At 38.4% G+C, this 22,714-nt stretch carries 19 protein-coding genes, 1 CRISPR repeat array and 2 riboswitches; of the genes, 5 read left to right on the top strand and 14 right to left on the bottom strand.

The features are described 5' to 3' along the window. The 7 genes from cbiE to KGI01_RS08970 are packed head-to-tail and all read right to left on the bottom strand — an operon-like array spanning position 1 to position 6,704. Complete coding sequence (cbiE, locus tag KGI01_RS09000; RefSeq protein ID WP_141274412.1) at positions 1 to 1,206, bottom strand: precorrin-6y C5,15-methyltransferase (decarboxylating) subunit CbiE; 1,206 nt, start codon at positions 1,204 to 1,206, stop codon at positions 1 to 3. After that, positions 1,190 to 2,302, bottom strand: a complete 1,113-nt coding sequence (locus tag KGI01_RS08995; protein WP_141274411.1) for a cobalt-precorrin-5B (C(1))-methyltransferase — start codon at positions 2,300 to 2,302, stop codon at positions 1,190 to 1,192. Before KGI01_RS08995 ends, cbiE begins: the two co-directional genes overlap by 17 nt. Next, entirely contained in the window at positions 2,302 to 2,997 is a 696-nt protein-coding gene (locus KGI01_RS08990) for a precorrin-8X methylmutase (protein ID WP_068453937.1), read from the bottom strand. Before KGI01_RS08990 ends, KGI01_RS08995 begins: the two co-directional genes overlap by 1 nt. A 2-nt stretch (positions 2,998 to 2,999) precedes the next feature. Beyond that, entirely contained in the window at positions 3,000 to 3,755 is a 756-nt protein-coding gene (cobK, locus tag KGI01_RS08985) for a precorrin-6A reductase (RefSeq protein WP_141274410.1), read from the bottom strand. Next, complete coding sequence (locus KGI01_RS08980; protein ID WP_141274409.1) at positions 3,752 to 4,687, bottom strand: sirohydrochlorin chelatase; 936 nt, start codon at positions 4,685 to 4,687, stop codon at positions 3,752 to 3,754. Before KGI01_RS08980 ends, cobK begins: the two co-directional genes overlap by 4 nt. 11 nt (positions 4,688 to 4,698) lie before the next feature. Continuing rightward, the gene (cobJ, locus tag KGI01_RS08975; protein ID WP_141274408.1) at positions 4,699 to 6,330 is read right to left on the bottom strand and encodes a precorrin-3B C(17)-methyltransferase; all 1,632 of its coding nucleotides are present in this window, start codon (positions 6,328 to 6,330) and stop codon (positions 4,699 to 4,701) included. Beyond that, the gene (locus KGI01_RS08970) at positions 6,330 to 6,704 is read right to left on the bottom strand and encodes a (2Fe-2S) ferredoxin domain-containing protein (RefSeq protein ID WP_068453943.1); all 375 of its coding nucleotides are present in this window, start codon (positions 6,702 to 6,704) and stop codon (positions 6,330 to 6,332) included. Before KGI01_RS08970 ends, cobJ begins: the two co-directional genes overlap by 1 nt. A gap of 157 nt (positions 6,705 to 6,861) precedes the next feature. Continuing rightward, positions 6,862 to 7,043, bottom strand: a riboswitch (cobalamin riboswitch). A gap of 226 nt (positions 7,044 to 7,269) precedes the next feature. Then, positions 7,270 to 7,456, top strand: a riboswitch (cobalamin riboswitch). A gap of 191 nt (positions 7,457 to 7,647) precedes the next feature. Between KGI01_RS08970 and KGI01_RS08965 the strand changes: the two genes are divergently transcribed. From KGI01_RS08965 to KGI01_RS08945, 5 genes are read left to right on the top strand one after another with little or no spacing between them, the layout of a single operon-like run. Beyond that, positions 7,648 to 8,328 carry an energy-coupling factor ABC transporter permease gene (locus tag KGI01_RS08965; protein WP_141274419.1) on the top strand — a complete coding sequence of 227 codons (681 nt, stop codon included), beginning with the start codon at positions 7,648 to 7,650 and terminating at the stop codon, positions 8,326 to 8,328. Further along, positions 8,328 to 8,621: an energy-coupling factor ABC transporter substrate-binding protein gene (locus KGI01_RS08960; protein WP_068453946.1), complete on the top strand. Its 294-nt coding sequence runs from the start codon at positions 8,328 to 8,330 to the stop codon at positions 8,619 to 8,621. The genes KGI01_RS08965 and KGI01_RS08960 overlap by 1 nt, the downstream gene beginning before the upstream one ends. Then, positions 8,608 to 9,387: a cobalt ECF transporter T component CbiQ gene (gene cbiQ / locus KGI01_RS08955; RefSeq protein ID WP_141274407.1), complete on the top strand. Its 780-nt coding sequence runs from the start codon at positions 8,608 to 8,610 to the stop codon at positions 9,385 to 9,387. The genes KGI01_RS08960 and cbiQ overlap by 14 nt, the downstream gene beginning before the upstream one ends. Then, positions 9,384 to 10,208 carry an energy-coupling factor ABC transporter ATP-binding protein gene (locus KGI01_RS08950; protein WP_141274406.1) on the top strand — a complete coding sequence of 275 codons (825 nt, stop codon included), beginning with the start codon at positions 9,384 to 9,386 and terminating at the stop codon, positions 10,206 to 10,208. Before cbiQ ends, KGI01_RS08950 begins: the two co-directional genes overlap by 4 nt. 12 nt (positions 10,209 to 10,220) lie before the next feature. Continuing rightward, positions 10,221 to 10,670, top strand: coding sequence for a hypothetical protein (locus KGI01_RS08945; protein WP_141274405.1), 450 nt, complete (start codon positions 10,221 to 10,223; stop codon positions 10,668 to 10,670). Between the two features lie 123 nt (positions 10,671 to 10,793). Beyond that, positions 10,794 to 14,321: direct repeats of the CRISPR family, unit length 32 nt; unit sequence ATTTCAATCCACTCACTCATAAAGAGTGAGAC. Between the two features lie 158 nt (positions 14,322 to 14,479). Here KGI01_RS08945 and cas2 read toward each other — a convergent pair. From cas2 to cas3, 7 genes are read right to left on the bottom strand one after another with little or no spacing between them, the layout of a single operon-like run. Beyond that, the gene (gene cas2, locus KGI01_RS08940; protein WP_141274404.1) at positions 14,480 to 14,770 is read right to left on the bottom strand and encodes a CRISPR-associated endonuclease Cas2; all 291 of its coding nucleotides are present in this window, start codon (positions 14,768 to 14,770) and stop codon (positions 14,480 to 14,482) included. A gap of 12 nt (positions 14,771 to 14,782) precedes the next feature. Beyond that, a complete protein-coding gene (gene cas1c, locus KGI01_RS08935; protein WP_141274403.1) occupies positions 14,783 to 15,814 on the bottom strand; it encodes a type I-C CRISPR-associated endonuclease Cas1c in 1,032 nt (343 codons plus the stop codon). Further along, positions 15,814 to 16,467 (bottom strand): CRISPR-associated protein Cas4, encoded by a 654-nt coding sequence (cas4, locus tag KGI01_RS08930; protein WP_141274402.1) that lies wholly within the window; start codon positions 16,465 to 16,467, stop codon positions 15,814 to 15,816. Before cas4 ends, cas1c begins: the two co-directional genes overlap by 1 nt. Continuing rightward, positions 16,457 to 17,281 carry a type I-C CRISPR-associated protein Cas7/Csd2 gene (gene cas7c / locus KGI01_RS08925; protein WP_141274401.1) on the bottom strand — a complete coding sequence of 275 codons (825 nt, stop codon included), beginning with the start codon at positions 17,279 to 17,281 and terminating at the stop codon, positions 16,457 to 16,459. Before cas7c ends, cas4 begins: the two co-directional genes overlap by 11 nt. Further along, on the bottom strand, positions 17,265 to 19,208 hold the full coding sequence (gene cas8c, locus KGI01_RS08920) for a type I-C CRISPR-associated protein Cas8c/Csd1 (protein ID WP_141274400.1): 1,944 nt from the start codon (positions 19,206 to 19,208) through the stop codon (positions 17,265 to 17,267). The genes cas7c and cas8c overlap by 17 nt, the downstream gene beginning before the upstream one ends. Position 19,209: 1 nt before the next feature. Continuing rightward, positions 19,210 to 19,929, bottom strand: a complete 720-nt coding sequence (gene cas5c, locus KGI01_RS08915) for a type I-C CRISPR-associated protein Cas5c (protein ID WP_141274399.1) — start codon at positions 19,927 to 19,929, stop codon at positions 19,210 to 19,212. A gap of 13 nt (positions 19,930 to 19,942) precedes the next feature. After that, on the bottom strand, positions 19,943 to 22,306 hold the full coding sequence (cas3, locus tag KGI01_RS08910) for a CRISPR-associated helicase Cas3' (protein ID WP_141274398.1): 2,364 nt from the start codon (positions 22,304 to 22,306) through the stop codon (positions 19,943 to 19,945). Between the last annotated feature and the right edge of the window lie 408 nt (positions 22,307 to 22,714).

Below are 22,714 nucleotides of genomic sequence, written 5' to 3'. Positions count from 1 at the left end.
TTAATTTTCCCCCTTGCTCGCTGTAATAATAAAGATTGGATTCAATGGAACAAAACGTGTCATATCCAAAATCGGCTTACTACGTGCGATTTGCGCTTGGATAATATGGACGTGTAGACCCAATTCTTTAAAAATCTCAACGGCCTTCGCTAAATTTTCAATTGTTGTCGCATTTAAAACGATGCGCCCACCTTCATTTAAGCGCTCTGAACAAATCGTCAATAAATCACGAATATTTCCGCCTGTACCGCCTAAAAAGACTGCATCTGGATTCGGAAATTCGTCTAAACGCTCAGGTGCTTTTCCATGAATTGCCGTCACATCTACACGGAATTTCTTCTGATTTTCAAGACAGTTTGCTAAATCAGGCTCATTCTTCTCAATCGCATAGACTGCTCCTTCTTTTGCAATACGTCCTGCTTCAATCGCCATCGAACCTGTGCATGTACCAATATCCCAAATAATCGAATCTGGCTTCACATTTAATTGTTGAATGGATAACACACGAATCTCTTTTTTCGTGATCAGCCCTTTATCTGGCTTGCGCTGTGAAAATTCCTCATCTTCAATACCAAGCGGCCATACATGCGGTGTTTCCTGTGCGATTAAAATGACCACATTCAGTGGCGAAAACGCTGCTTCTTTCATCTCCTCTAATGTGAAATGACGACAACGTTCCTCCACACCTTCTAAATTTTCAGCGACAAAAGCATGATATTCATGGAAGCCAAAATCAAGTAAATACTGTGCAATGGCATTCGGTGAATTCACTTCATCTGTTAAAAGCGCCACTTTCTTTTCACCATTCATCTTTTGAGCAAGACCTTTTATTGAACGACCATGCAAGCTAATCACTTTTGCATCTTGCCAGCTCGTTTGACAACGTGCAAATGCAAGTTGAACAGAACTCACATGCGGATAAATCTCTAATGGCATTTTGTTAGAAAGATATTGCCCAATTCCGTAAAAAAGAGGGTCGCCTGAAGCTAGTACGACAATGTTACCTGTAGCTGCTTGAATCTGTTCCACAACTTGTTTTAAACCGCCTTTAATGACGATTTTTTGTCCTTCATATGTATCGAAAAAGGCAAGAACACGCTCACCTGCGACTAATACATCACTTTGTTCAATCCATTCAGTTGTTTGTTGGTTTAAGGTAGCTTTTCCCCCATCACCAATCCCGATTAATTTAATCGATGCTGTCAATTTGTTCAGCCCTTCCTAATTGCTCGCCCTTCATTGAATAAATGTAGGTACTCACATTGATGTTTCCTTTCACATGTTGAATCGACGCATGACAACATGCCATGCAAAGACGATCGAAAAAGGCTTGATAGCCATGTTCTAGCATAATCTCGCCTACTTGCGAAGCCGTATTCGCGTGCCTCACTTCTTCTTGTAATGCGGGCGGTACACCACTCTCTGCTGCAAGATCTGCTAAAAACTCAAAGTTAATTGGCGCGCTTTTCGAGTGAACCATCATCACGCCTTGTGCCACTTTTGAGAATTTCCCCATCATACCGACCAATGTCACTTGCGGAATGTCATGTATTTTACAGTGCTTCAATGCATGACCGACAAAATCACCCATCTCAATAAAACATTCTTCAGCTAAATCAGGAAAAAGCGCCATCGCATAGCGCTCACTCCGTCCACCTGTCGTTAAAATCAAATGTTTTTGTCCTGCTGCATGTGCAACACTAACAGCTTCAGCAATACTCGCCATATAAGCTGCACTTGAAAACGGTACAACGGTTCCTCTCGTTCCTAAGATGGAAATACCACCGACAATTCCCAAGCGACCATTCAATGTCTTTTTCGCTAATTCCTCACCAGCTGGAACCGAGATGACGACTTTCACACCTCGCTTCACGCCGAAATGTTCGAGTGTCTCTTTCACAACTTCCTCTAACATTTTACGCGGTACAGGATTAATCGCTGCTTCTCCAACAGGTACAGGAAGCCCTGGTTTTGTTACACGTCCCACACCGACACCACCATCTAAAACGATGGCATCACCTTCAATAAAAGATACAGTCGATTCGATCAGTGCTAAATGCGTCACATCAGGATCATCTCCTGCATCTTTAATCGTGCCACAACGAACAGCCTTTCCTTCTCGTACGGTATGCTCCATCGTAAATGTGGCATATTTTCCAACCGGTAAAAAAATCGTCACCGATTCTTGTTCTTCACCCGAAAGTAAAGCAATTAGAGCTGCTTTCGTTGTTGCAGTGGCACATGCGCCTGTCGTATAACCATGGCGCATATCTTTCGGGTCTTTTTTCTTCTTCTTTTCCATTAGTCTTGGCGATCAGCTAAAATCGAGATCGCATTTAGTGCCGCAACGGTTACCGTACTACCACCTTTACGACCTAAATTCGTAATGAAAGGCACTTCTGTCACTTTCGATAATTCCTCTTTTGATTCAGCTGCTGATACGAAACCAACTGGCATACCAATGATTAAATCGGGCTTTGCAATTCCTTCACGAATGAGACGAATCAGTTCTAGTAGTGCAGTTGGTGCATTCCCAATCGCATAAATACCACCTTCATGTAAGCGCGCTGCTTTTTGCATCGAAATAATCGCACGCGTCGTATTGTGTTCCTTCGCCATTTTCGATACATCTTCGTCTGCAATGTGACAATATAGGTCGCCACCATGTTTTTGGAATCGTTTACGACCTGAACCACTTTGAATCATCTGTACATCCGCAATGACAGGACGCCCAGCACGAATCGATTCAATGCCTGCACGAATCGCATCTGGGTGAATAATGACACTTTTTCCTAATTCAAAATCGGCTGATGCATGCACGATACGACGAATGATTGACCACTCATCTTCTGAATAATCATGTGGACCATATTCTTCTAAAATTGTTTCAAAACTATATTCATAAATACGGTTCGGCTCTACTGTTAACGGTGTGAAATCCGTATTAAAGTTGTCTGTATTAATAAATAATTCTTTTTCCTGTTGCTCATTTGTCATGATCAAATGCCTCCTATAAATTGCTCAATATCATCAAAGTTACGGAACATATTCGGATAATCCATTTTCGGACGTGCAATCAAAATCACTTCAATTCCAAGTGCTAAAGCTGTCGTGATTTTTTCATCAACCGAACCAACTTTCCCGCTCTCTTTCGTAATCATCAATGTCGTATCGTATTGTTTGTATAATGCCGTATTTAGCTCTGCTGTAAACGGTCCTTGCATCGCAATAATTTGCTTTTGCGGTAAACCAAGTGCTTCGCATTTTTCCATATTGTCAATACGCGGTAACATGCGTGCGATTAATGTAATCTCTTCTTCACCGAGTAAATGCTTCGTGAAAATTTGTAGCGTCTTACTCCCCGTCAGCAACATCACATTCCCTTTACGCTTTTTCGCTTCAAGCGCTGCTTCTTCATATGTTTCAACAACTGTAATTAAGTCGTTTTCATAATCTTCAGACATCCGTTCGTAGCGACAATACGGGACACCTGCTAATTGTGCCGCTTGTTGTGCGTTTTTTGATGCTTCTTCTGCATAGGGATGACTTGCATCGACAATGATTTGATCACCGCGTGCTTTCACTTTTTCAGCCATCTCTTCTGCTGTTAAGCGCCCGACATGTGTCGCAATTCCCTCTGCTTGTAAACTCGCAGCCGCTGAATCCGTCACTACTGTTGCTAAAACATCGTGATGGTTATTCAGTCGAACAGCTAGCGCACGCGCATCACTCGTTCCTGCTAGAAAAAACATTATTGATGCACTTCCTTATGGTCGTGTGCATGGTCATGACTGTGGTCGTGGTCGTGATCGTGATGATGGTGGTGATGCCCATGCCCATGATCATGGTCGTGGTCGTGGTCGTGATGGTGATGATGATCGACAAATTCAGATGCATTAATACGATATGTACACGTATCGCAGTTCATTTTCACATCGCCAGCTAACGCCTCTTCAATACGTTCAATCACCACTTTTTCAAGTAATGAATGGTAGCCAAAGTATTCGCATAATGTAATATCCATATCGTATTCCGTATCATAGCGCGCTTTCCAATCCGTCATACGCTCCATTAAGATACCTGTAAATAAGAAGTACGGTAGCATATATACTTTTTTCGCACCTAATTTTTCACAACGCATAATCCCCTCATCCACTGTTGGATAGGTCACACCCATAAACGCAGGCTCTACATTACGCACACCAATTTGCTCTGACAATAAGCGCGCGATTTTATAAACATCACTATTTGAATCTAAATCACTACCGCCGCGTGCTACTAATAAGACCGTCGTATCTTCATCTTGTTCGTCTTTTACAAAACCACTCTCTGCTAAACGGTACTCTAAAATATCAATTAAACTTGGGTGAATGCCTAATGGACGACCATATGTAATCGATACATGTGGATACAATTCTTTCGCTTCATCAATCGCCATTGGAATATGAATTTTTGAATGCCCTGCTTGTAAAAGCATAATTGGAATCGTAATAATTTTTTCTGCGCCGCGCTCGACACACGCCTTCATTCCCTGTGCAATATTTGGACTTTCAAATTCTAAAAAACATGTTTCCACTAATAATTGTTCTGGTAATTGCGCTTCAATACGCTTTGCAAATTGACGTACTTCTTCATTTCCTGCTGGTAGACGACTACCATGACCGACGATTAATACTGCTGTTTTCATCTTCAACACTCCTAATCCCCACAAGGTGCAGGGGCAATTTTGATTTTTGGTGTGAGATCTTGATAAATAAAGTTTCCAATCTTCTTCACACGTTTAAAATATTTGAATAAGCGCTCATTCGGATGCGCATTTGCTTTGTATTCTTGAATAATCGATTCTACAAGAGGTACTAATTGTTCTTTGTCTAGTCCCTCAACTACAGGTTGACCCGGGTGCGCCGTACGTCCGACAGGTTTTGCGCCGATAAAGACATCGAATGCACCTTTTCGGTAAACAATTCCGATATCATCCATCACTGCTTTATAACAAGCCATTCCGCAGCCATTAAAACCAATATTTAATGTTTTCGGTAAGCTCATTCCACCAAATGCCTCTTGCAAAGCATCGGCATATGGAATCGCATCGGCTTTTTCACCATCACAGAAATCACATGCCTTCATTTTCACAACATCGCCAACCGGTGCGATTATGAGACCGACTTCTCGTAAACGATCGGTAATACGTTCAGGTGATGTGGTTGGAATACGAAGAATAAATTCATGGTCTGGCGTATATTCCATCGAACCTTTTTCACCTACTACTTCGGCTAACACAAGCATTTGCTGTGGTGTAATCTTCTTATTCGCTACGCCTGGGCTGACCGCAAACTCGAAAATTGCCTCCATCTTCTGGTGAACATATTGTTTCGGTTCAACAACGGTTCCACCAAGATAGCCAAGCGCTTCCTCTGCAAGTGCTAGAGTATCTACTTCAGGCTTTTTCGGCTCCACTGTAGCAATCGCTTGCGGCGCGTATGACTTTCCTGTTTCCTGATCCATCGCCCATGGTTCTGCTTCTTTTTTCAAACGCTGATGCGGCTTTAACGGTTGTTTTTCTTCACCAAGTGTATATTTACGCTGATAACCACGCGGTGTAATCATCTTCCCGTCATACATGAATGTCGACGAATTCCCGATAACAACGGTCGTCAACATCCCAATATCGTGTTCCAACATATCTTGTAATGTCGTCATCTGAATTTGTTGTGTCTCACGATAAGCACTTTTCACTAGACCTACAGGCGTATCTGGATGACGATACATCAGTAAAATGCGCTGCGCTTCCGCAATTTGACGTGTACGGCGACCACTTTTTGGATTGTAAAACGCAATAACGAAGTCTGCCATCGCAGCTGCTTCAATTCGTTTTGCAATTAAATCCCATGGTGTTAAATGGTCACTCAAACTAATCGTACAAGCATCATGCATGACGGGTGCGCCTAGTAGTGATGCACATGAATTAATAGCTGAAATCCCTGGTACAATCTCAATCGGTACACCTGTTTTCTCCGTCCAACCTTGTTCAATTAACACTTCGTACACAAGCCCTGCCATACCATATACACCTGCATCGCCACTTGAAATTACGGCAACGGACTTACCTGCCTCTGCTTGTCTTACTGCTTCTTGCGCACGCGACACTTCTTCTGTCATCCCTGTACTAATTACGGCTGTCGCTGTAATTAAATCTTGAATCAAATCGACATAAGTTTTATAACCGATGACAACGTCACATGATTTTAATACCTCTACTGCACGATTCGTAATATGCTGAAAGTCTCCAGGACCGAAGCCAACGACATACAATTTTCCTTGTTGTGTCATTAAACTTCCTCCTTCACTTTTGAAATCCCCTTAATCGCTGGTGTATCTTCATTACGAACGAACGCGCCATTTTCAAATGTAATACGCGGTACAACCGTTTTTTGCTCGCCTGCAAGTTGCGCTACAAAGCGTGTCGCTTCTTCTTCCGACGTAATACTATACCAATCACCCTTTGGATAATGCACAACGACACATGCATCTTTACAACGTCCGTTACAACGTGTACGTGATGTATGAATTTGCTCATCCAAGTTACGCGCTGTAATTTCCGCACGAATTTTTTGTGTAATTTCTTCTCCCTCTTTACGCATGCAGCTACTACCATTACAAATTAATACGTGTGATTGCACACCATTCAAATTCCAAGTTGTCATCTCTAACATCCCCCTCGTATGTATCCGAACGATCCGCTTTTGCGCAAACAAAAAAACCTCTATTCGCCTAGAATAGAGGTTGAACATCCTAAAAATTGGCATAGTGAAATAAACGTAGCCCAACTACTAGTTTGTCCAAATCTCTTCCCACCGAAAAGTTTGTCCGATTTTAGAAGCAGGTTTCCTGACTCAAGTGTATCCGAACACAGTCCCTTCTCAGCAATTCGCCAATGGATCTGACTGTTTCGACACTTATACAGTAGCGGGGGCTGTAATGGCATCTCACCATTTTCCCTTTTAACCTAAAAAATAATAGGCACTCCTAAAATACAATCGTTATATGTAATTTCAAAATCTTGGTTATAATCATAACCATAATTTGTCTAACTTTCAAGACACTTTTCTGAAAATTCATTTTGATAAAATATTATTAAAGTTTATTCACCTTGAAAAAACACTGAAATCTCTGCATTTATCCAGTATTCTTACATAAAAAATTTTTGTTTAAAAAATACTTATTGTCAAAATTTAGCGTTTTATGATAAGCTTTTTTAGAAATATCAAATAATTTTAACGATTCGATGGTGTAAGTTTTTGATGAACTTACTTAAAAGGGAAATCGGTGTAAATCCGATGCTGTCCCGCAACTGTGAAGCGGAGTGTATGAACAATATGCCACTGTTCAATGAACGGGAAGGTGTTCATACATGATGAGGCGAAGCCAGGAGACCTGCCACCGAAGATTGATTTCACCCTACGAGGATAGGCGTATGAAAGACAGCTTTTTTTGCTATGTCTTTTTTAACCTATTCTATATTGTAGAATAGGTTTTTTTGTGCATATTCTCAAAGAAGAAGGAGGACGTTTGAACGTGTTGAAGAAATTATTAAAGCTAGTTTATTTTTTACCCTTTCTCTTAATCGTACCAAATCGTGCGAATGCGATGCACATTATGGAAGGCTTTTTACCGATTGAGTGGGCGATTTTCTGGTGGGCCATCTCCCTACCGTTTATCATTATGGGTATTCGTTCGATTCGAAAAACTGTAAAAGAACATCCTGAAACGAAGATGATGCTTGGATTATCTGGGGCTTTCGCTTTCGTCTTATCCGCGTTAAAAATCCCATCGGTTACAGGTAGTTGTTCACATCCAACAGGTGTCGGCTTAGGTACTGTATTATTCGGACCACTGGCGATGAGTGTTGTCGGTTCAATTGTGTTACTATTCCAAGCATTACTACTTGCACATGGCGGTCTTACAACACTTGGTGCGAATGCTTTTTCGATGGCAGTCGCTGGTCCAATTATCGCATGGTATGTATTCAAAGGCGCTCAAAAAGCAGGTTGGTCATTCTCCGTTGCTGTCTTTTTAGCCGCAATGCTTGGTGATCTCGGTACATATACAATTACATCATTCCAATTAGCACTTGCCTTCCCATCTGAAGCGGGCGGCATACTTGCTTCATTCGCAAAATTCGCAAGTATTTTCTCATTCACACAAATTCCACTTGCGATTAGTGAAGGTTTATTAACGGTCATTGTTATGAACTTCTTACGAAAATACAATGTGGCAGAGTTACGTATGTTAAATATTTTCACGAAGAAAAAGGAGGCAGCTGAATAATGAAAAAGAATCTATTCTTCCTTTTCATCGTCATCGCCCTTGCCATCTTCCCTTTATTTATTCAAAAGGGTGCTGAATTTGGCGGTGCGGATGGTGAAGCAGAAGCAGCCATTACCGAAATCGACAAAAGCTATGAACCATGGTTCTCGAGCATTTGGGAACCACCAAGTGGCGAAATCGAAAGTTTATTATTTGCACTACAAGCGGCCATTGGTGCAGGTTTTATCGGCTACTTCTTCGGTTTAATGCGTGGTCGTACGAAAAAAGAAAAGGTTTCGCATGATTCCAATTGATCAATATGCTTATACGAATCGTTTAAGCAACGTACATCCTTTAGAGAAGATGGTATTTGCACTGAGTTTTTTGCTATTCGCTGTCATCACAAAGGATGTACTTATTTCACTCATTACGTTTTTCGTAATGAGTACTTTTATTTTATTTGCCGCTAAAATACCATTATCACTCTATTGTAAATTACTTCTTTTGCCGGGTTTCTTTTTGCTGACAAGTATTTTTTCGATTCTTATTTCATTTACAACGGCCACACTTCCCCCTCACTATTGGAGTATGTCATTTGGAAGTGTTCAACTTTTTATCGGAAAAGCGAGTGTCGATACAGCGTTTCACCTTTTTTTCTCGGTGCTCGCAAGTATTAGTTGTCTTTACTTTATTGCACTCACAACGCCGATTAGTGCCATCACATATGCGATGCGTCAATTAAAAATACCGATTATTTTTATTGAACTATGTGAACTCACATATCGCTTTATTTTTGTCTTTTTACAAAGTATGCAGGCCATTTATGAAGCCCAGCAATCCCGTCTTGGCTATCAAAAAAAGCGCCGCTGGTTTCAATCTGTCGGTTATTTAGTGACGGCCATGTTTAAAGATGTTTTTCGACGTTCAAAACAACTTCATGAGGCGATGGCTTCTCGTTGCTACAACGAAGATATTTCAAGCCATTATGTAACGTACCAAACCGAACGCAGAAACTGGCTTGGTATTGGCGTTAGTTTATGCCTACTCGGCGCAGTTTATCTAGGAGGTTTTTATTTATGATTACATTTGACCATGTATCGTACCAATATCCTGACGGTACAATCGCATTACACGACCTATCATTCACGTTACCGCAAGGGAAAAAAATTGCACTACTTGGCAATAATGGTGCGGGAAAATCCACACTATTTAAACATCTGAATGGCTTATTTCAACCAACGACTGGGACAATTTTTATGCATGATATGCCCTATCAATATAACCGAAAAGGACTTCAAGCATTACGTGGACAGGTCGGTATCGTCTTTCAAGATCCAGACGCACAGCTCTTCTCTGGAACGGTTGAACAAGACATCGCATTTGGCCCGACCAACCTCGGCTGGTCTTCTGACAAAATACATGCACAGGTTGAACACATAATTACGCAACTTGAACTCGAATCATTACGAAAAAAGCCCATTCACTTTTTAAGTTTGGGACAGAAAAAACGCGTGGCGATTGCAGGTGTTCTCGCAATGGAACCCCATATTTTAATTTTAGATGAACCATCTGCAGGACTCGACCGCTACTATGCCACTCAAATTATGAAACATTTAAATGACTTTCATACGAAAGAACGGACGATTATTTTATCGACACACGACGTAGACTTCGCATATGAATGGGCTGACCTCGTACTCGTTATGCAAGACGGACAGATGACGTATATGGGGAATCCTGTCGCCCTCTTTGAAGAACAGGCGATTTTACAAGCAGCACACTTAGAACGCCCGCTACTCTTTGAAGTAGCGAAAGAACTAGGCATTCAGAACCTCGCCGATTACCCGCGTAGTCGTGTACAATTATGGGAGAAGATGAAACGACAAACCACGCTCGTGTAGGAGGTACAGGGAATGCAGATCCAAACATATGTCTATGATGAAGAAAATCAACCACAACTGCTTCATCAGGCGCATCATGTTCGTTTGCAAGGTGGCTTTTCAAATGCTGAAGGCTTTCTCACCATTCAAACAGCTACTAAACGCCTCTCAACCGAACATGCACCCGATGAATTACATACGCTCTGGCAATATATCGTAGATGGTTTTGCTGAATGTGTAGCACATGGCACAGCAGAAAGATATTTTCCAAATACACCGGTTATAATCAAGACGGAACAACATGTGCGTACGATTCGCTGCACGATCGACGAACAAACAGTGGAGGCAGAATTGAATGTATGGGTGGGCGCGTTATATGAAGCGGGCATCACTTGGTGCGACTGGCTAAATACACACACGCACAGCGCCATCGCAAGCAATCTCTATACACAGCTCGAACAACTCAAAAAAGCCACTACATGACGAGATGTAGTGGAGATGAAAAACTTCATATGAGTATGTAATAAACAAGCAGGTAAATCGTATTGATTTACCTGCTTGTTTTGGTGAAGCGGAAAGAATTACGTTAGTATGAGTGAATGATATATTTCAATCCGCTTACTCATAAAGAGTGAGACGTATCTTTTTTTAATTGCTCATATAGCTCTTGTTATTTCAATCCACTCACTCATAAAGAGTGAGACCAACGAATTGAATTCAATGTTCCATTTAACAAAATTTCAATCCACTCACTCATAAAGAGTGAGACATCAGATGGTACGCCAGGTACTAAACTCAACACATTTCAATCCACTCACTCATAAAGAGTGAGACTCGGAAATGTGCAATCTAGGGAGTTTTTTATTCATTTCAATCCACTCACTCATAAAGAGTGAGACTGATAGCAGAGTAAAGAGTTTACCTGTGGACGTATTTCAATCCACTCACTCATAAAGAGTGAGACGTCCAAGCTCGATAAAAAAGCGTTTGAGCTCGAGAAATTTCAATCCACTCACTCATAAAGAGTGAGACAGTCATTGATAATCAATTGACGCTAGATGTCGCTATTTCAATCCACTCACTCATAAAGAGTGAGACTTAACAACACCAAAGCAAGCGCATGAAGTGCTAATTTCAATCCACTCACTCATAAAGAGTGAGACCTAATCGTGCGAGTGATTTTACTTCATCACTCACATCGATTTCAATCCACTCACTCATAAAGAGTGAGACTTGGGATATGGTTGCAAGTGCTTCACGTATGCCATTTCAATCCACTCACTCATAAAGAGTGAGACACAATCCGTAATTGGTGCGAAAAAGGCGAACTCATTTCAATCCACTCACTCATAAAGAGTGAGACAAAATCATTTTAAATTACTTTTATTTCTGTATAATTTCAATCCACTCACTCATAAAGAGTGAGACACGTAATTTTTCCGGCATTATTTAACCCCTCCTTTATTTCAATCCACTCACTCATAAAGAGTGAGACGAAAAAAACGTAGCGACGAATCTTTTATCCACACATTTCAATCCACTCACTCATAAAGAGTGAGACAGAAAGCACAGAAAATCGGCGGAGCAAGAAATATATTTCAATCCACTCACTCATAAAGAGTGAGACTGGAAGGTAAAGAATCTTTATCACAATTACACATTATTTCAATCCACTCACTCATAAAGAGTGAGACACAAAATGACAGTGAACATTATGCTTTCACAATTATTTCAATCCACTCACTCATAAAGAGTGAGACGGTACTGTCGCTGGTCCAGTAGGTACAGCAGTTGGCGATTTCAATCCACTCACTCATAAAGAGTGAGACTTTTTACTAATTCATCTACCGTATCAATAGCAATATTTCAATCCACTCACTCATAAAGAGTGAGACGACTTCAAACTAGATTTACAAGGTAACAACGCACATTTCAATCCACTCACTCATAAAGAGTGAGACCGCACATATATCAAAGACTACAAAGAAACACCAATTTCAATCCACTCACTCATAAAGAGTGAGACTGTATATCCGCTCGTTTCGTGTCACGATTGTAACATTTCAATCCACTCACTCATAAAGAGTGAGACACGGATATCAACGGTACTTACACATCAGCAGTCGATTTCAATCCACTCACTCATAAAGAGTGAGACCGCTAAACTTGATAAGCAGGGTGTTTTTGTTTACATTTCAATCCACTCACTCATAAAGAGTGAGACCAGGATTGGGAGGACAGACAATTCTTGAATCTAATTTCAATCCACTCACTCATAAAGAGTGAGACGACACAATTGTTACGTTGATCATTTTGGCACAACAATTTCAATCCACTCACTCATAAAGAGTGAGACTTACCACTTAACTTCACTGCTTCACCGTTTACCTCATTTCAATCCACTCACTCATAAAGAGTGAGACTTGCTCATTGAACAACTTAAAACGAGCAATTTTATTTCAATCCACTCACTCATAAAGAGTGAGACGACGTAGCATGGATAACAACTTTTTGTAATAAAATTTCAATCCACTCACTCATAAAGAGTGAGACATACAAACGCAGCTAATAAGGATTGGGGTATCTCGATTTCAATCCACTCACTCATAAAGAGTGAGACCTTTAAGTTGCAGTGTAGATGATTTATACGAGTGATTTCAATCCACTCACTCATAAAGAGTGAGACATGTTATCGCTAGCAGTCGAGAATGTACTGATATTTCAATCCACTCACTCATAAAGAGTGAGACAGAAAGTCGTTCGGCAGTTTTAAGAGGTCTTGGAATTTCAATCCACTCACTCATAAAGAGTGAGACGATTCCAAACGTTCTTGCTCTTGCGCCACATCTCATTTCAATCCACTCACTCATAAAGAGTGAGACACGGACAAAGATGGTAACCCTAAAGCGCGACTAATTTCAATCCACTCACTCATAAAGAGTGAGACCAAGACTATACAGCGGACACATACACACCAAAAATTTCAATCCACTCACTCATAAAGAGTGAGACGAGCGAGTGTCATTGTCATTATGACGAGATGGCATATTTCAATCCACTCACTCATAAAGAGTGAGACTAAGACTGCGTAATCGTTAACAAATGATCATCACTATTTCAATCCACTCACTCATAAAGAGTGAGACTTCGACTTCAACGCGTAACTCTTTGTCCTGCTCTATTTCAATCCACTCACTCATAAAGAGTGAGACAATACGCGCTTGATCTGTAATGTTTTTCATGTTATTTCAATCCACTCACTCATAAAGAGTGAGACATCAAGTGAAGAAGATACAAAACAATTTGTCGCTATTTCAATCCACTCACTCATAAAGAGTGAGACGGCATCACGTCTTTGACGGTAATGACTTTGTGACAATTTCAATCCACTCACTCATAAAGAGTGAGACGGTAAGTTCATCTTTGTGCCATTTTCGGTGATTATTTCAATCCACTCACTCATAAAGAGTGAGACGATTAACAAATTCTTTCCCATTGATTTTGGTTAAATTTCAATCCACTCACTCATAAAGAGTGAGACCAAGACTATACAGCGGACACATATACACCAAAAATTTCAATCCACTCACTCATAAAGAGTGAGACCAAGCAAAGTGACACCAATCGGCACAATTACAACATTTCAATCCACTCACTCATAAAGAGTGAGACTTAAAAATTAAAGATGGTGATTTTGTTTTTGACATTTCAATCCACTCACTCATAAAGAGTGAGACTGGCGATGCAGCGGGTGTAGGCGCAGCGGATAAAATTTCAATCCACTCACTCATAAAGAGTGAGACGGGTATTCCGGCGCTTTTGCTGTCGTATCTTTACATTTCAATCCACTCACTCATAAAGAGTGAGACTTAAGGCAGCCGCACGATTTAACATCCCCAGCATTATTTCAATCCACTCACTCATAAAGAGTGAGACCCGTAATCCACCACGTAATTTTTCTTTTCTAATTATTTCAATCCACTCACTCATAAAGAGTGAGACGGCACTTAGTAGACTATATTTAATTTATGAAAAAATTTCAATCCACTCACTCATAAAGAGTGAGACCTGTATCGGACATACAAAGATTCGAGATATTACTATTTCAATCCACTCACTCATAAAGAGTGAGACAGCGATTTTGTGATAAAAAAAGATAAAATTCACCTTTTTTTATTAAATCGCACATTCATTTTACCATATTATGATTTATTTAGATTTATTTTCTTAAAAAATGTTAGTAATTTCAGTGCGAACCTCCCTGGGTTTTCATGTTCGCCTAAGGTTCGCACTTAGAAAATCAGTGGATCCTGAACATCAATTGCTTCTTTCGCTCCGATATGTTCTACTTTATTTTTATATTGATTACCAATGCTATAGAATCGTAAACTATCTGTTTTCAAATTAATAATTTTTGTTAGATCATGTTTTAATTGAACTAATTGGGTCGCATCTAATTGACATTCAAAGACTGAATTTTGTACACGTATTCCTCTAGCTTCACACTTTTTAGCAACTTGTCTTAGTCTCTTAGCGCCCCCAACCTCTGATGTTTTTACATCATACGTCACAACTACTAGCATATTAGTTGTCCCTCACTTCCATAAAAATGGTGGGTATTCTTCCGTATCTCCTCTTAAAAAACGTGCTAATAATAATGCTTGGGCATGAGGAACTAATCCCCATGAAATTTTTTCTTTTAGTCTTGGGTGCATGATTTGTTCTGTTTTACGTTGTTGCCATTTTTGAAGTAACAATTTTCTCGCATCATCTGTTAAGATAACTGCTCCATTTTCTTTTATTAAAAAATCATCCGTTTTTAATTCTTTTCGGTTAATCAATGAAATAACAAAACGATCTGCTAAAATAGGTCGAAGTTCTTCCATCATATCAAGTGCCAAAGAAGCTCTACCTGGTCGATCACGATGTAAAAATCCCACATACGCATCTAAACCACTAGATTCAAGAGCTGCTGCCAAGTCATTGGATAATAGTGTGTACATAAAGGACAGCAATGCATTTGTTCGATCTAATGGCGGTCTTCTTGAACGCCCTTTAAATTCAAAGCCTTCTTCATTCGTTAAGATTAATTCATTAAAGCATTTAAAATATTCATTCGCTGCTTGTCCCTCCAAACCGCGTAAACTTTCTAAATCCTCACACGTTAAAATTGAAGGAAGTGTATTTTTCATGCGCTGAATAGATTGCTGAATTTTTTCAACTTCCACGCGCATCGGATGGTCTCGTATGACGCGTTCTAATTGCCATCGCTGATTTGCAATTTTGGCAAAAATCATATTTCGCGCAATCTTCGCACTCTCTGTTTCATCTTCTGAAAGTGCATATTGCTTTTTCCTCAATAATACATTGCCTCTACTTTTACCAATTACGCGCGCTAAAAATCGACCATTCCTTTTTAAAAAAGTAATAGGTATATCATTTTCAGCACAATACCCCATTAAGGATGGACTTGCGCCTGCATATCCGAATGTACAAATTCCTTCTAAATTTAGTAGTGGCACCTGTCCTATTTTTTGTTGTTCTACTTGGATAACTACTGTTTCTCCTTGCAATGTTAAATATGCTTGGTCTTGTGTAATGTATAATGTATTTAATAGTTTTCTCATTATAAGTATTTCTCCATGTATTTTTTCACAGATTCTTGCGCCATTGTATTTGGTAAACAAATAGATTCAAGCGAACAACTTTTACAATGTTTTCCCATCTTTACTTTTGGCGTATATTGCTTTTGATAATACCCATACATCTCTTTAAATAAATCGCGTACTTCATTTTTCATTTCTTCTGTAATTTCCACCTGAACACGCTGCTTTGTTTCATTGTAAAAAAAGATACCTATTGGAACATCAATTAAAAACATTTCTTCTAAACATATCGTCTGTGCGACCAATTGAACAAGATCTTCTTTCCCTTTTTTCACTTTGCCTCGTTTGTACTCAACAGGAATAATACGATACTTTTTCTGTTCTTTTGGTAAAAATACACCCTGTTCATCTTCAATGAATTCAACAACATCGCAAATACCGGTTGTTTTTAATGTATGGGATTGAATTGGCATCGCTCGTACAATTAAATGGTTTTTTCTTTTTTCTCGTAATTCTGGTTGGTCTACTTTTTGGTGAATAATTTGCCCTTCGATTGTCTTCACATTTTCAACCCATTGTTGTTCAATATGAATTAAAGCCCATTGACGTCTGCAAAATTGAAAATGCTGAATACCTGATAGCATCAAGTATTCAGCTTCCTGATTAAACTTCATATACACTTTCTTTTAATTGACTTAAAATTTCACCTTTTTCAACTGTATAAGGTTGATCTTCATCTGTTGTTGGGATTACTTTTAAAGCGCGATGAACTTGAGCAGATGAGAATTGACCTAATTGACTATCATGTTCCCACCAATATACAGCACGTACTTCCATTGTACCTTCTGGGCGAGCAGATGATGCATCATTCTCAAACAATGTTTCTAACGCTTGTTTGATTAATCGCGCATCTTCATACGTAAAGCCTGTTTTTTCTGCTAGTTGTGTATTGATACTACCAGAGAATTTATAAACACCAAAGTCTACAACATGCTTCATACCCATCGTATCTGAACCTTTCTTATCACCGGGCTCTGAATTTACACTTTTAGTAATTTGAATACTGTTAATTGCGATGGGTTCTAATGTTTTGGCCATTTGAATAGAAACAGGTCCACGTACACCAACTGATAATCCACTTTTAAATGCAAATACTTGCCCAAAGGCACGAACGTCAAACCAAGCTTGACTCGCAATGCGTGCATATTCTTCACTATCTTTTTTGATTGCTTTTAATTCGCTATTTCCTTCTGCACGTTCTCGTAAGCTTTTAAACCCATCGTTTGTACGATCATTGGATTGTACAAAAATAGCCTGACCTAAATCTTGTAAACGATTACGTAATTTACGTTTGATTGCGACATCTGATACCTCTCCAAAACCTTCTAAATCTTGACGCGGACGATTACCGTTCAGTGGGTCACCATTCGGGTTCGCACCTTTAACAGTAAAAATTACAGTAAAATCAATTTTATTCACTAATGACATTTTCTTTTTCCTCCTTTTTTGTATACATATAATTACGTTGTGTGTAATAACCTAATACGTATTGTTCATCTAGCGGTTTATTTACAAAATCGCCTTCTTCAAACAACGCGATAATTTCGCCAATTTGCTTTTGTACAACATCGTTTTTTGTCATTGCTGAAAAGTTATTACTAACTGCTGCTTTACTGAAATACGGATCTAGTTGTTTTAAAATAGTCATCCATGTAGAAGCGGGTCTATTTACAAAAGTTGTTGTGTAGCGACGTGCATTCGTTGGACGGTTGACCCCGCTATCTTTTAACATGCCACTTTCAAATACATCAGCAATCGCTAATAATCGACCAAATAGATAGCTACGATTTTGATTTTTCGTTTGTAATTTCACTGTATATTGCTCCTCCCTAAAATAATCTTTGAATACACCACAACTTACTTGTAATAAACGCTCATATTCTGCTGACTCATAGGCTTGCGGCAGATTGCAACGATTAAACAGCAATCGAACCAAATCTCGCGGCACTTTACTACCGTTTAAAACACATTCATATAGACGTGTCGTTGCTTCTTTAACCATCTTTGCATCAGGTCTTGGACTGTATGCTGCATTCGCAATTTCGCGTAAACTAAATCCACTAAATACAGTACGCTTTTCTTTTGAATCTTTTACAGGAATTGTTTTATACCACATCGTACGTTCTTGCCATTGTAATAATTTTTTCAGATAATCGCCTAATTCCATATTTCGATAATTGATAATGGCGAGTCGACCAGGTGTTGCCGCATCAATTTCTGCAATATGAATCTGCTCTTTTTCAGCGTCACGTATTGTTTTATGTGTAAAACAACCTGTCAGTAATTTTTGATAATTATGCGCTAAATCTTCTTCCGTAAAATCGCCAACTTTTTTATTCTGTTCGATTTCAAAATCTTCTCCGAGCATGCTGTAATACCAATCATTTGAATTGGGGGACGGAATCGGTTCATCAACGTGACTTCCCCATAGTAAAAATACACGACCATCTACTTGGTAACCTTGTTTTTCAATCAACCACTTCAAAGCATTATGCATCTTTTGAGATGCTTCATAGCTAATCGTTAACGCTTCACCTGGTGTTGCAAAACGTCCTCGATACGTAAAACCTGATTTATCATTCGCAGAGATGATTTTAGCTTTATCTCCAGAATTACGTAATTTATTTGGATGTGACTGTGCAGTAGGTCGCACTTCTCCCGATATAAAACATACTTCTTCTGTACGAGCTTTTGATAGATAATACGTCGTATATTTTTCAAATAAAGATTGGTCTTGCCAAACATCTTGTATTACTTCATTTGGTACATGCACATTAAAACGAACAAATGCACTCGATTGGTCATTCGTCAATGTTTTGAAGATGAGTGGCTTATCACCGCGATGTTCTTCCCATTTTTTTAGTAGTTGTCCTTGTTCATCAACAAACAATACTTCGCGACTAACTAAATCTTCAATGAGATGACCTTTTGTAACGTAACGGTAAATTGCCTTGATTTTAGGATCTGAATACGGGGAGTCCACCCACTCCTTTAGTTGTTCACGATACTTAGAAAAAGCCTCTCCCTTTTCTTTCTCACCTGTATATTTTTCATAGTCACCTGCTGTATATACTAATTTGTCGTGTAGTACATGTGGTCGAAATACTTTACCAGCACGTGAGCCAGATTCTTCAGTGAATGGTAGTACCGTTGATTTTTTATCAATGGCATAGGCATCAATCAATTCACCATTTAAATCGACAATTACTTCAATATGTGCCGTTTGTGTCGTATGCGCAATCGGTAAAAGCATATATTCAACTGATTTTTCATTATAAAAAACCTTCGTCATTACTTTTCCAGCCATCTGTTCATTTGCATTATACGTATCGATTAAACTTTGAAAAATCGACATCTTAATCACCTCCTAATTTTGTAAATGTATCTTCTACCGACTCCATGTTTTGACCAATGATAAATTCTTTTAGTGCATAGTCTGCTACATGTTTTCGCTTTGTACAAGCAGACTGTGGAATACAAGAGATAACACCATTCTTCATTTGAGGCTCCCATAACAACGCCTCTAATTGATGTCGCCCACTCTGACTTGGATAACTTAAACTGTGTAGCATCGTAGAAAAATCTAAGTCAATTCCTTCATAATAGCTAGTTACCTCATCAAATTGACACGGCTCTACATATCCCTGACATTCTCGCGTTCCTAAGAAAATATCGCGACGCCCTCCTTTTTTTACACAACGTAAAGCGATTTGATGGTGTTTATGCTCGTTGAAATCTGATTTTAAATCTGGACGATTTTCGTTAAATTCAAAATGCGCTCGCACCGCATAGCAGACATCATCTAAATATGTATACTGCGCGAGCGTATTCCCTCCGCCATATTCAATTGGACGAATGGCTTTCATTTTCATCGAGATTTTATTAACAATTTTCACCTCATCAATTACCCAATTAATAGAAGGCTTCCAATAAATCGACTCTGTAATCCCAATCAATGCTGAGATTGTCGGAATTTGATAAGTCATTTTTTCTCCACCAATTTTAGTTGTCGGATCGGTGAAAAGTGCGTTATCTGCGTATAATAGATATTCAATTTGATTTCTTACTTTACTCATCTTTTTCCTCCTTTCAATACATTAAAAGTTCCAAACTATTCCCCTCAATATCAAGTCCATATTGTTCATTATATGCACCGTCTTTTAATGTTAAAATTTGTTGTTTTCCTAGTTCAATCACTTTTAACAAGCCATGATCTTCAAGTAATTTACGCTCATATGGAAAAATATTAATCGAATACTTTTGAACGCTTTGCATAAATCGTGTAAAATCTTCAATTTGCTCATAACCTTCTAGTTGATTAATTAATTCATTTCCGTCTTTAAATGGTACTAATATCGAAATCGCGGCACTTTCGATTACTTCATATCGTGTTGAAGCTAGTTGAATAGAGTTCGAATATTGATATACCCCTTCACGATCCATGCCATTGAAAAATAAATGATAAATACTTTTATATTCTTTAATTGGAAATTTCGTCTCATTTGCAAACTGTGTGTAAAGTTGTTTGAAATAATGTGTCATAGGATTCGTGCTAAGAGGGGAAATATCATCTTTTTGACAATCTCGTAAGATTAAATTGGAAATCTTCCCACCTTCTTCGATGGTCTTTAAATGTTTTAAACTTTCCTCTCGATGCTTAAATACATAGACATTCTTTACATCTGCTTCTCCATGTCGATTACATCTTCCTGCTGCTTGCGCAATCGAATCTAGTCCAGCGAGTGAGCGAATGACACAATCAAAACTAATATCTACACCTGCTTCAATTAATTGCGTACTAATACAAAGTGTTCTTGTATTTGGATTTTCTAAAGACTTTTTCATTTTTTCAAGCTGTTCTTCGCGATGTTTAGGACACATCGAGGTACTTAGATGGAAAACGTCGAAATTTTCCGAATCTATTTTTTGTAATAACTTTCTAACAACAGTTTTTGTATTTAAAATAACTAACACATTACCTTCTTGTTGTAATTTTTCAGTTGTGAAATCTGCTAATTCTTCTGTTGTCCAACCTTGATTAGATGGTAAATACTTAATTTGCGTACGTTTAAAAGCGTTTGTCACATCAGGAATATTTTGAATAATTTCTGTCACGTCAGAAGATTTATTATCTAAATGCGCTAGTGCTGGTTGTGTCGCTGTACATAGTACGACAGTTGTATGCTGCATTTTCGATAAAAAATTAATCGCTTCATTAAATAATGCTAACGATTTCATCGGTACTGCTTGCACTTCATCAAAGATAATCACAGCGTTCGTTAAATTGTGTAGACGTCTTGTGTTTCGGTTTTTTGCGTTATAAAAAATATTTAAGAATTGGACCATTGTCGTCACGATAATGGGCGCATCCCAATTGTCTTTCATCGCTTTAATTTGCTGTAGCTCTTGCTTATTACCTTCCACAGGTGATTCTTCAAATACATTACTATGATGTTCTAAGATAACTTCTTCTTCTCCATCATGCTGTAAAATTTTCCGCATCTCTTTTACATTTTGCTCGATAATAGTTGTGTAAGGAACTACATAAATAATTCGCTGTTGTTGATGCAGTTGAAGATGTTTAAGTGCAAAACGTAGACTAGCTAATGTTTTGCCGCCACCTGTAGGGATAGATAACGAATAGATGCCTACTTCCCCTAAAGCAGCTTCCAGACACTGATCGGACATTTCTTTTCGCAATACTGAAATATGATTTTTTTGTTCAAAAGAAGCTAGTTTTTCTTCTAATCGTTCTGCCCATAAAGACCACTTAGCTTCTACAAGTTCAACTGATTTCCCTTCGTCAAAAGCTTTAGCATCCAATTTATCTGCATCTAATAAACACGAATAAATATACTTTGTTAAAAAAACACTCACATGATTTGATACTTTTAAAGCAATGTTTCGATATTCTTCCCGATTAATTTCTTGTAAAATAATTTTTGCATATTTTCTTGAAAAAGCTTGAATCTCTGCCACTGCTTTTTGAATGTATTCTTTAAATGCACTTTCTGAAATATACTCATGAAAAAAACATTCTTTTATTTTCGTATAATCAGGAATTTCTTTTTGTAAACGCACTTTTAACTTAATTTCTTCTACTTGAGGATCAGCATAATCAAGTAATGTGCCATGATGCGTTAAAATCGCATTTACGATAGGGATTAACATGTTTAATTCTTGTTCGGATACAAACTCTTGTAATAACTGAGCTCCCGCAGTTGAATGATCGCCGCCTGTTCCTTCTACGGTTGAGGGATTTAGTTTAATTTTTTGCATATATTCTTGAAAAGCATCTCCATACTTTCCCACATCATGTAACATACCTGCTAAACCAGCCGCGTGACATAATCCTATTTTTGAGCCGAATTGTTCCGCCATCTTTTGAACATTAGTTAAGTGTTCTACGATTGTTTGTTCTCTGCCATTAAGACTATTTATATGTGCAATCACAGTATAAATCCCTCCTCTTTTTAAGAATATAATACCATTACATTCAAAATATACAAATTAAGGATTTTATTTTTTCAAAAGGAAATAAAGTATTTTTATGATTTTTTTAACTATATTTCAATCTATTTTGAAAAAATCCACTATTTTTATATGATAAATAATGTATTTTTAATATACATTATTTTATTCGACTATTTTTAGTGCTGTACCATAAGATGGATGATCAACGTATAGTGCGCTATGCATAACATATAGTTAGCGCTACGTAGATATTGATTTTGTAACATCAATTGCTCATACTGTTTTGACTTTTTGATTTTTTTCATATTTTCACCTCATAAAAATATAATAATTAGAACACTATATTTTATTAAATACCTTTTCACTCGAAAATGAAACACACTAAAA

It is taken from the genome of Kurthia gibsonii (assembly GCF_006539985.1).
GTDB lineage: Bacteria > Bacillota > Bacilli > Bacillales_A > Planococcaceae > Kurthia > Kurthia gibsonii.
Note: the sequence above shows the minus strand (reverse complement) of the source record. Positions and strands in the feature narration are given on the sequence as shown.

Coding starts and splice junctions, on each gene's coding strand:
- cbiQ (WP_141274407.1), top strand. CDS start 8,608: ATGATTCCAATTGATCAATATGCTTATACGAATCGTTTAAGCAACGTA.
- KGI01_RS08990 (WP_068453937.1), bottom strand. CDS start 2,997: ATGACAAATGAGCAACAGGAAAAAGAATTATTTATTAATACAGACAAC.
- KGI01_RS08950 (WP_141274406.1), top strand. CDS start 9,384: ATGATTACATTTGACCATGTATCGTACCAATATCCTGACGGTACAATC.
- cas1c (WP_141274403.1), bottom strand. CDS start 15,814: ATGAGAAAACTATTAAATACATTATACATTACACAAGACCAAGCATAT.
- cas2 (WP_141274404.1), bottom strand. CDS start 14,770: ATGCTAGTAGTTGTGACGTATGATGTAAAAACATCAGAGGTTGGGGGC.
- KGI01_RS08995 (WP_141274411.1), bottom strand. CDS start 2,302: ATGGAAAAGAAGAAGAAAAAAGACCCGAAAGATATGCGCCATGGTTAT.
- KGI01_RS08945 (WP_141274405.1), top strand. CDS start 10,221: ATGCAGATCCAAACATATGTCTATGATGAAGAAAATCAACCACAACTG.
- cas7c (WP_141274401.1), bottom strand. CDS start 17,281: ATGTCATTAGTGAATAAAATTGATTTTACTGTAATTTTTACTGTTAAA.
- KGI01_RS08980 (WP_141274409.1), bottom strand. CDS start 4,687: ATGAAAACAGCAGTATTAATCGTCGGTCATGGTAGTCGTCTACCAGCA.
- cas8c (WP_141274400.1), bottom strand. CDS start 19,208: ATGTCGATTTTTCAAAGTTTAATCGATACGTATAATGCAAATGAACAG.
- cas4 (WP_141274402.1), bottom strand. CDS start 16,467: ATGAAGTTTAATCAGGAAGCTGAATACTTGATGCTATCAGGTATTCAG.
- KGI01_RS08965 (WP_141274419.1), top strand. CDS start 7,648: ATGCACATTATGGAAGGCTTTTTACCGATTGAGTGGGCGATTTTCTGG.
- KGI01_RS08960 (WP_068453946.1), top strand. CDS start 8,328: ATGAAAAAGAATCTATTCTTCCTTTTCATCGTCATCGCCCTTGCCATC.
- cobJ (WP_141274408.1), bottom strand. CDS start 6,330: ATGACACAACAAGGAAAATTGTATGTCGTTGGCTTCGGTCCTGGAGAC.
- KGI01_RS08970 (WP_068453943.1), bottom strand. CDS start 6,704: ATGACAACTTGGAATTTGAATGGTGTGCAATCACACGTATTAATTTGT.
- cas5c (WP_141274399.1), bottom strand. CDS start 19,929: ATGAGTAAAGTAAGAAATCAAATTGAATATCTATTATACGCAGATAAC.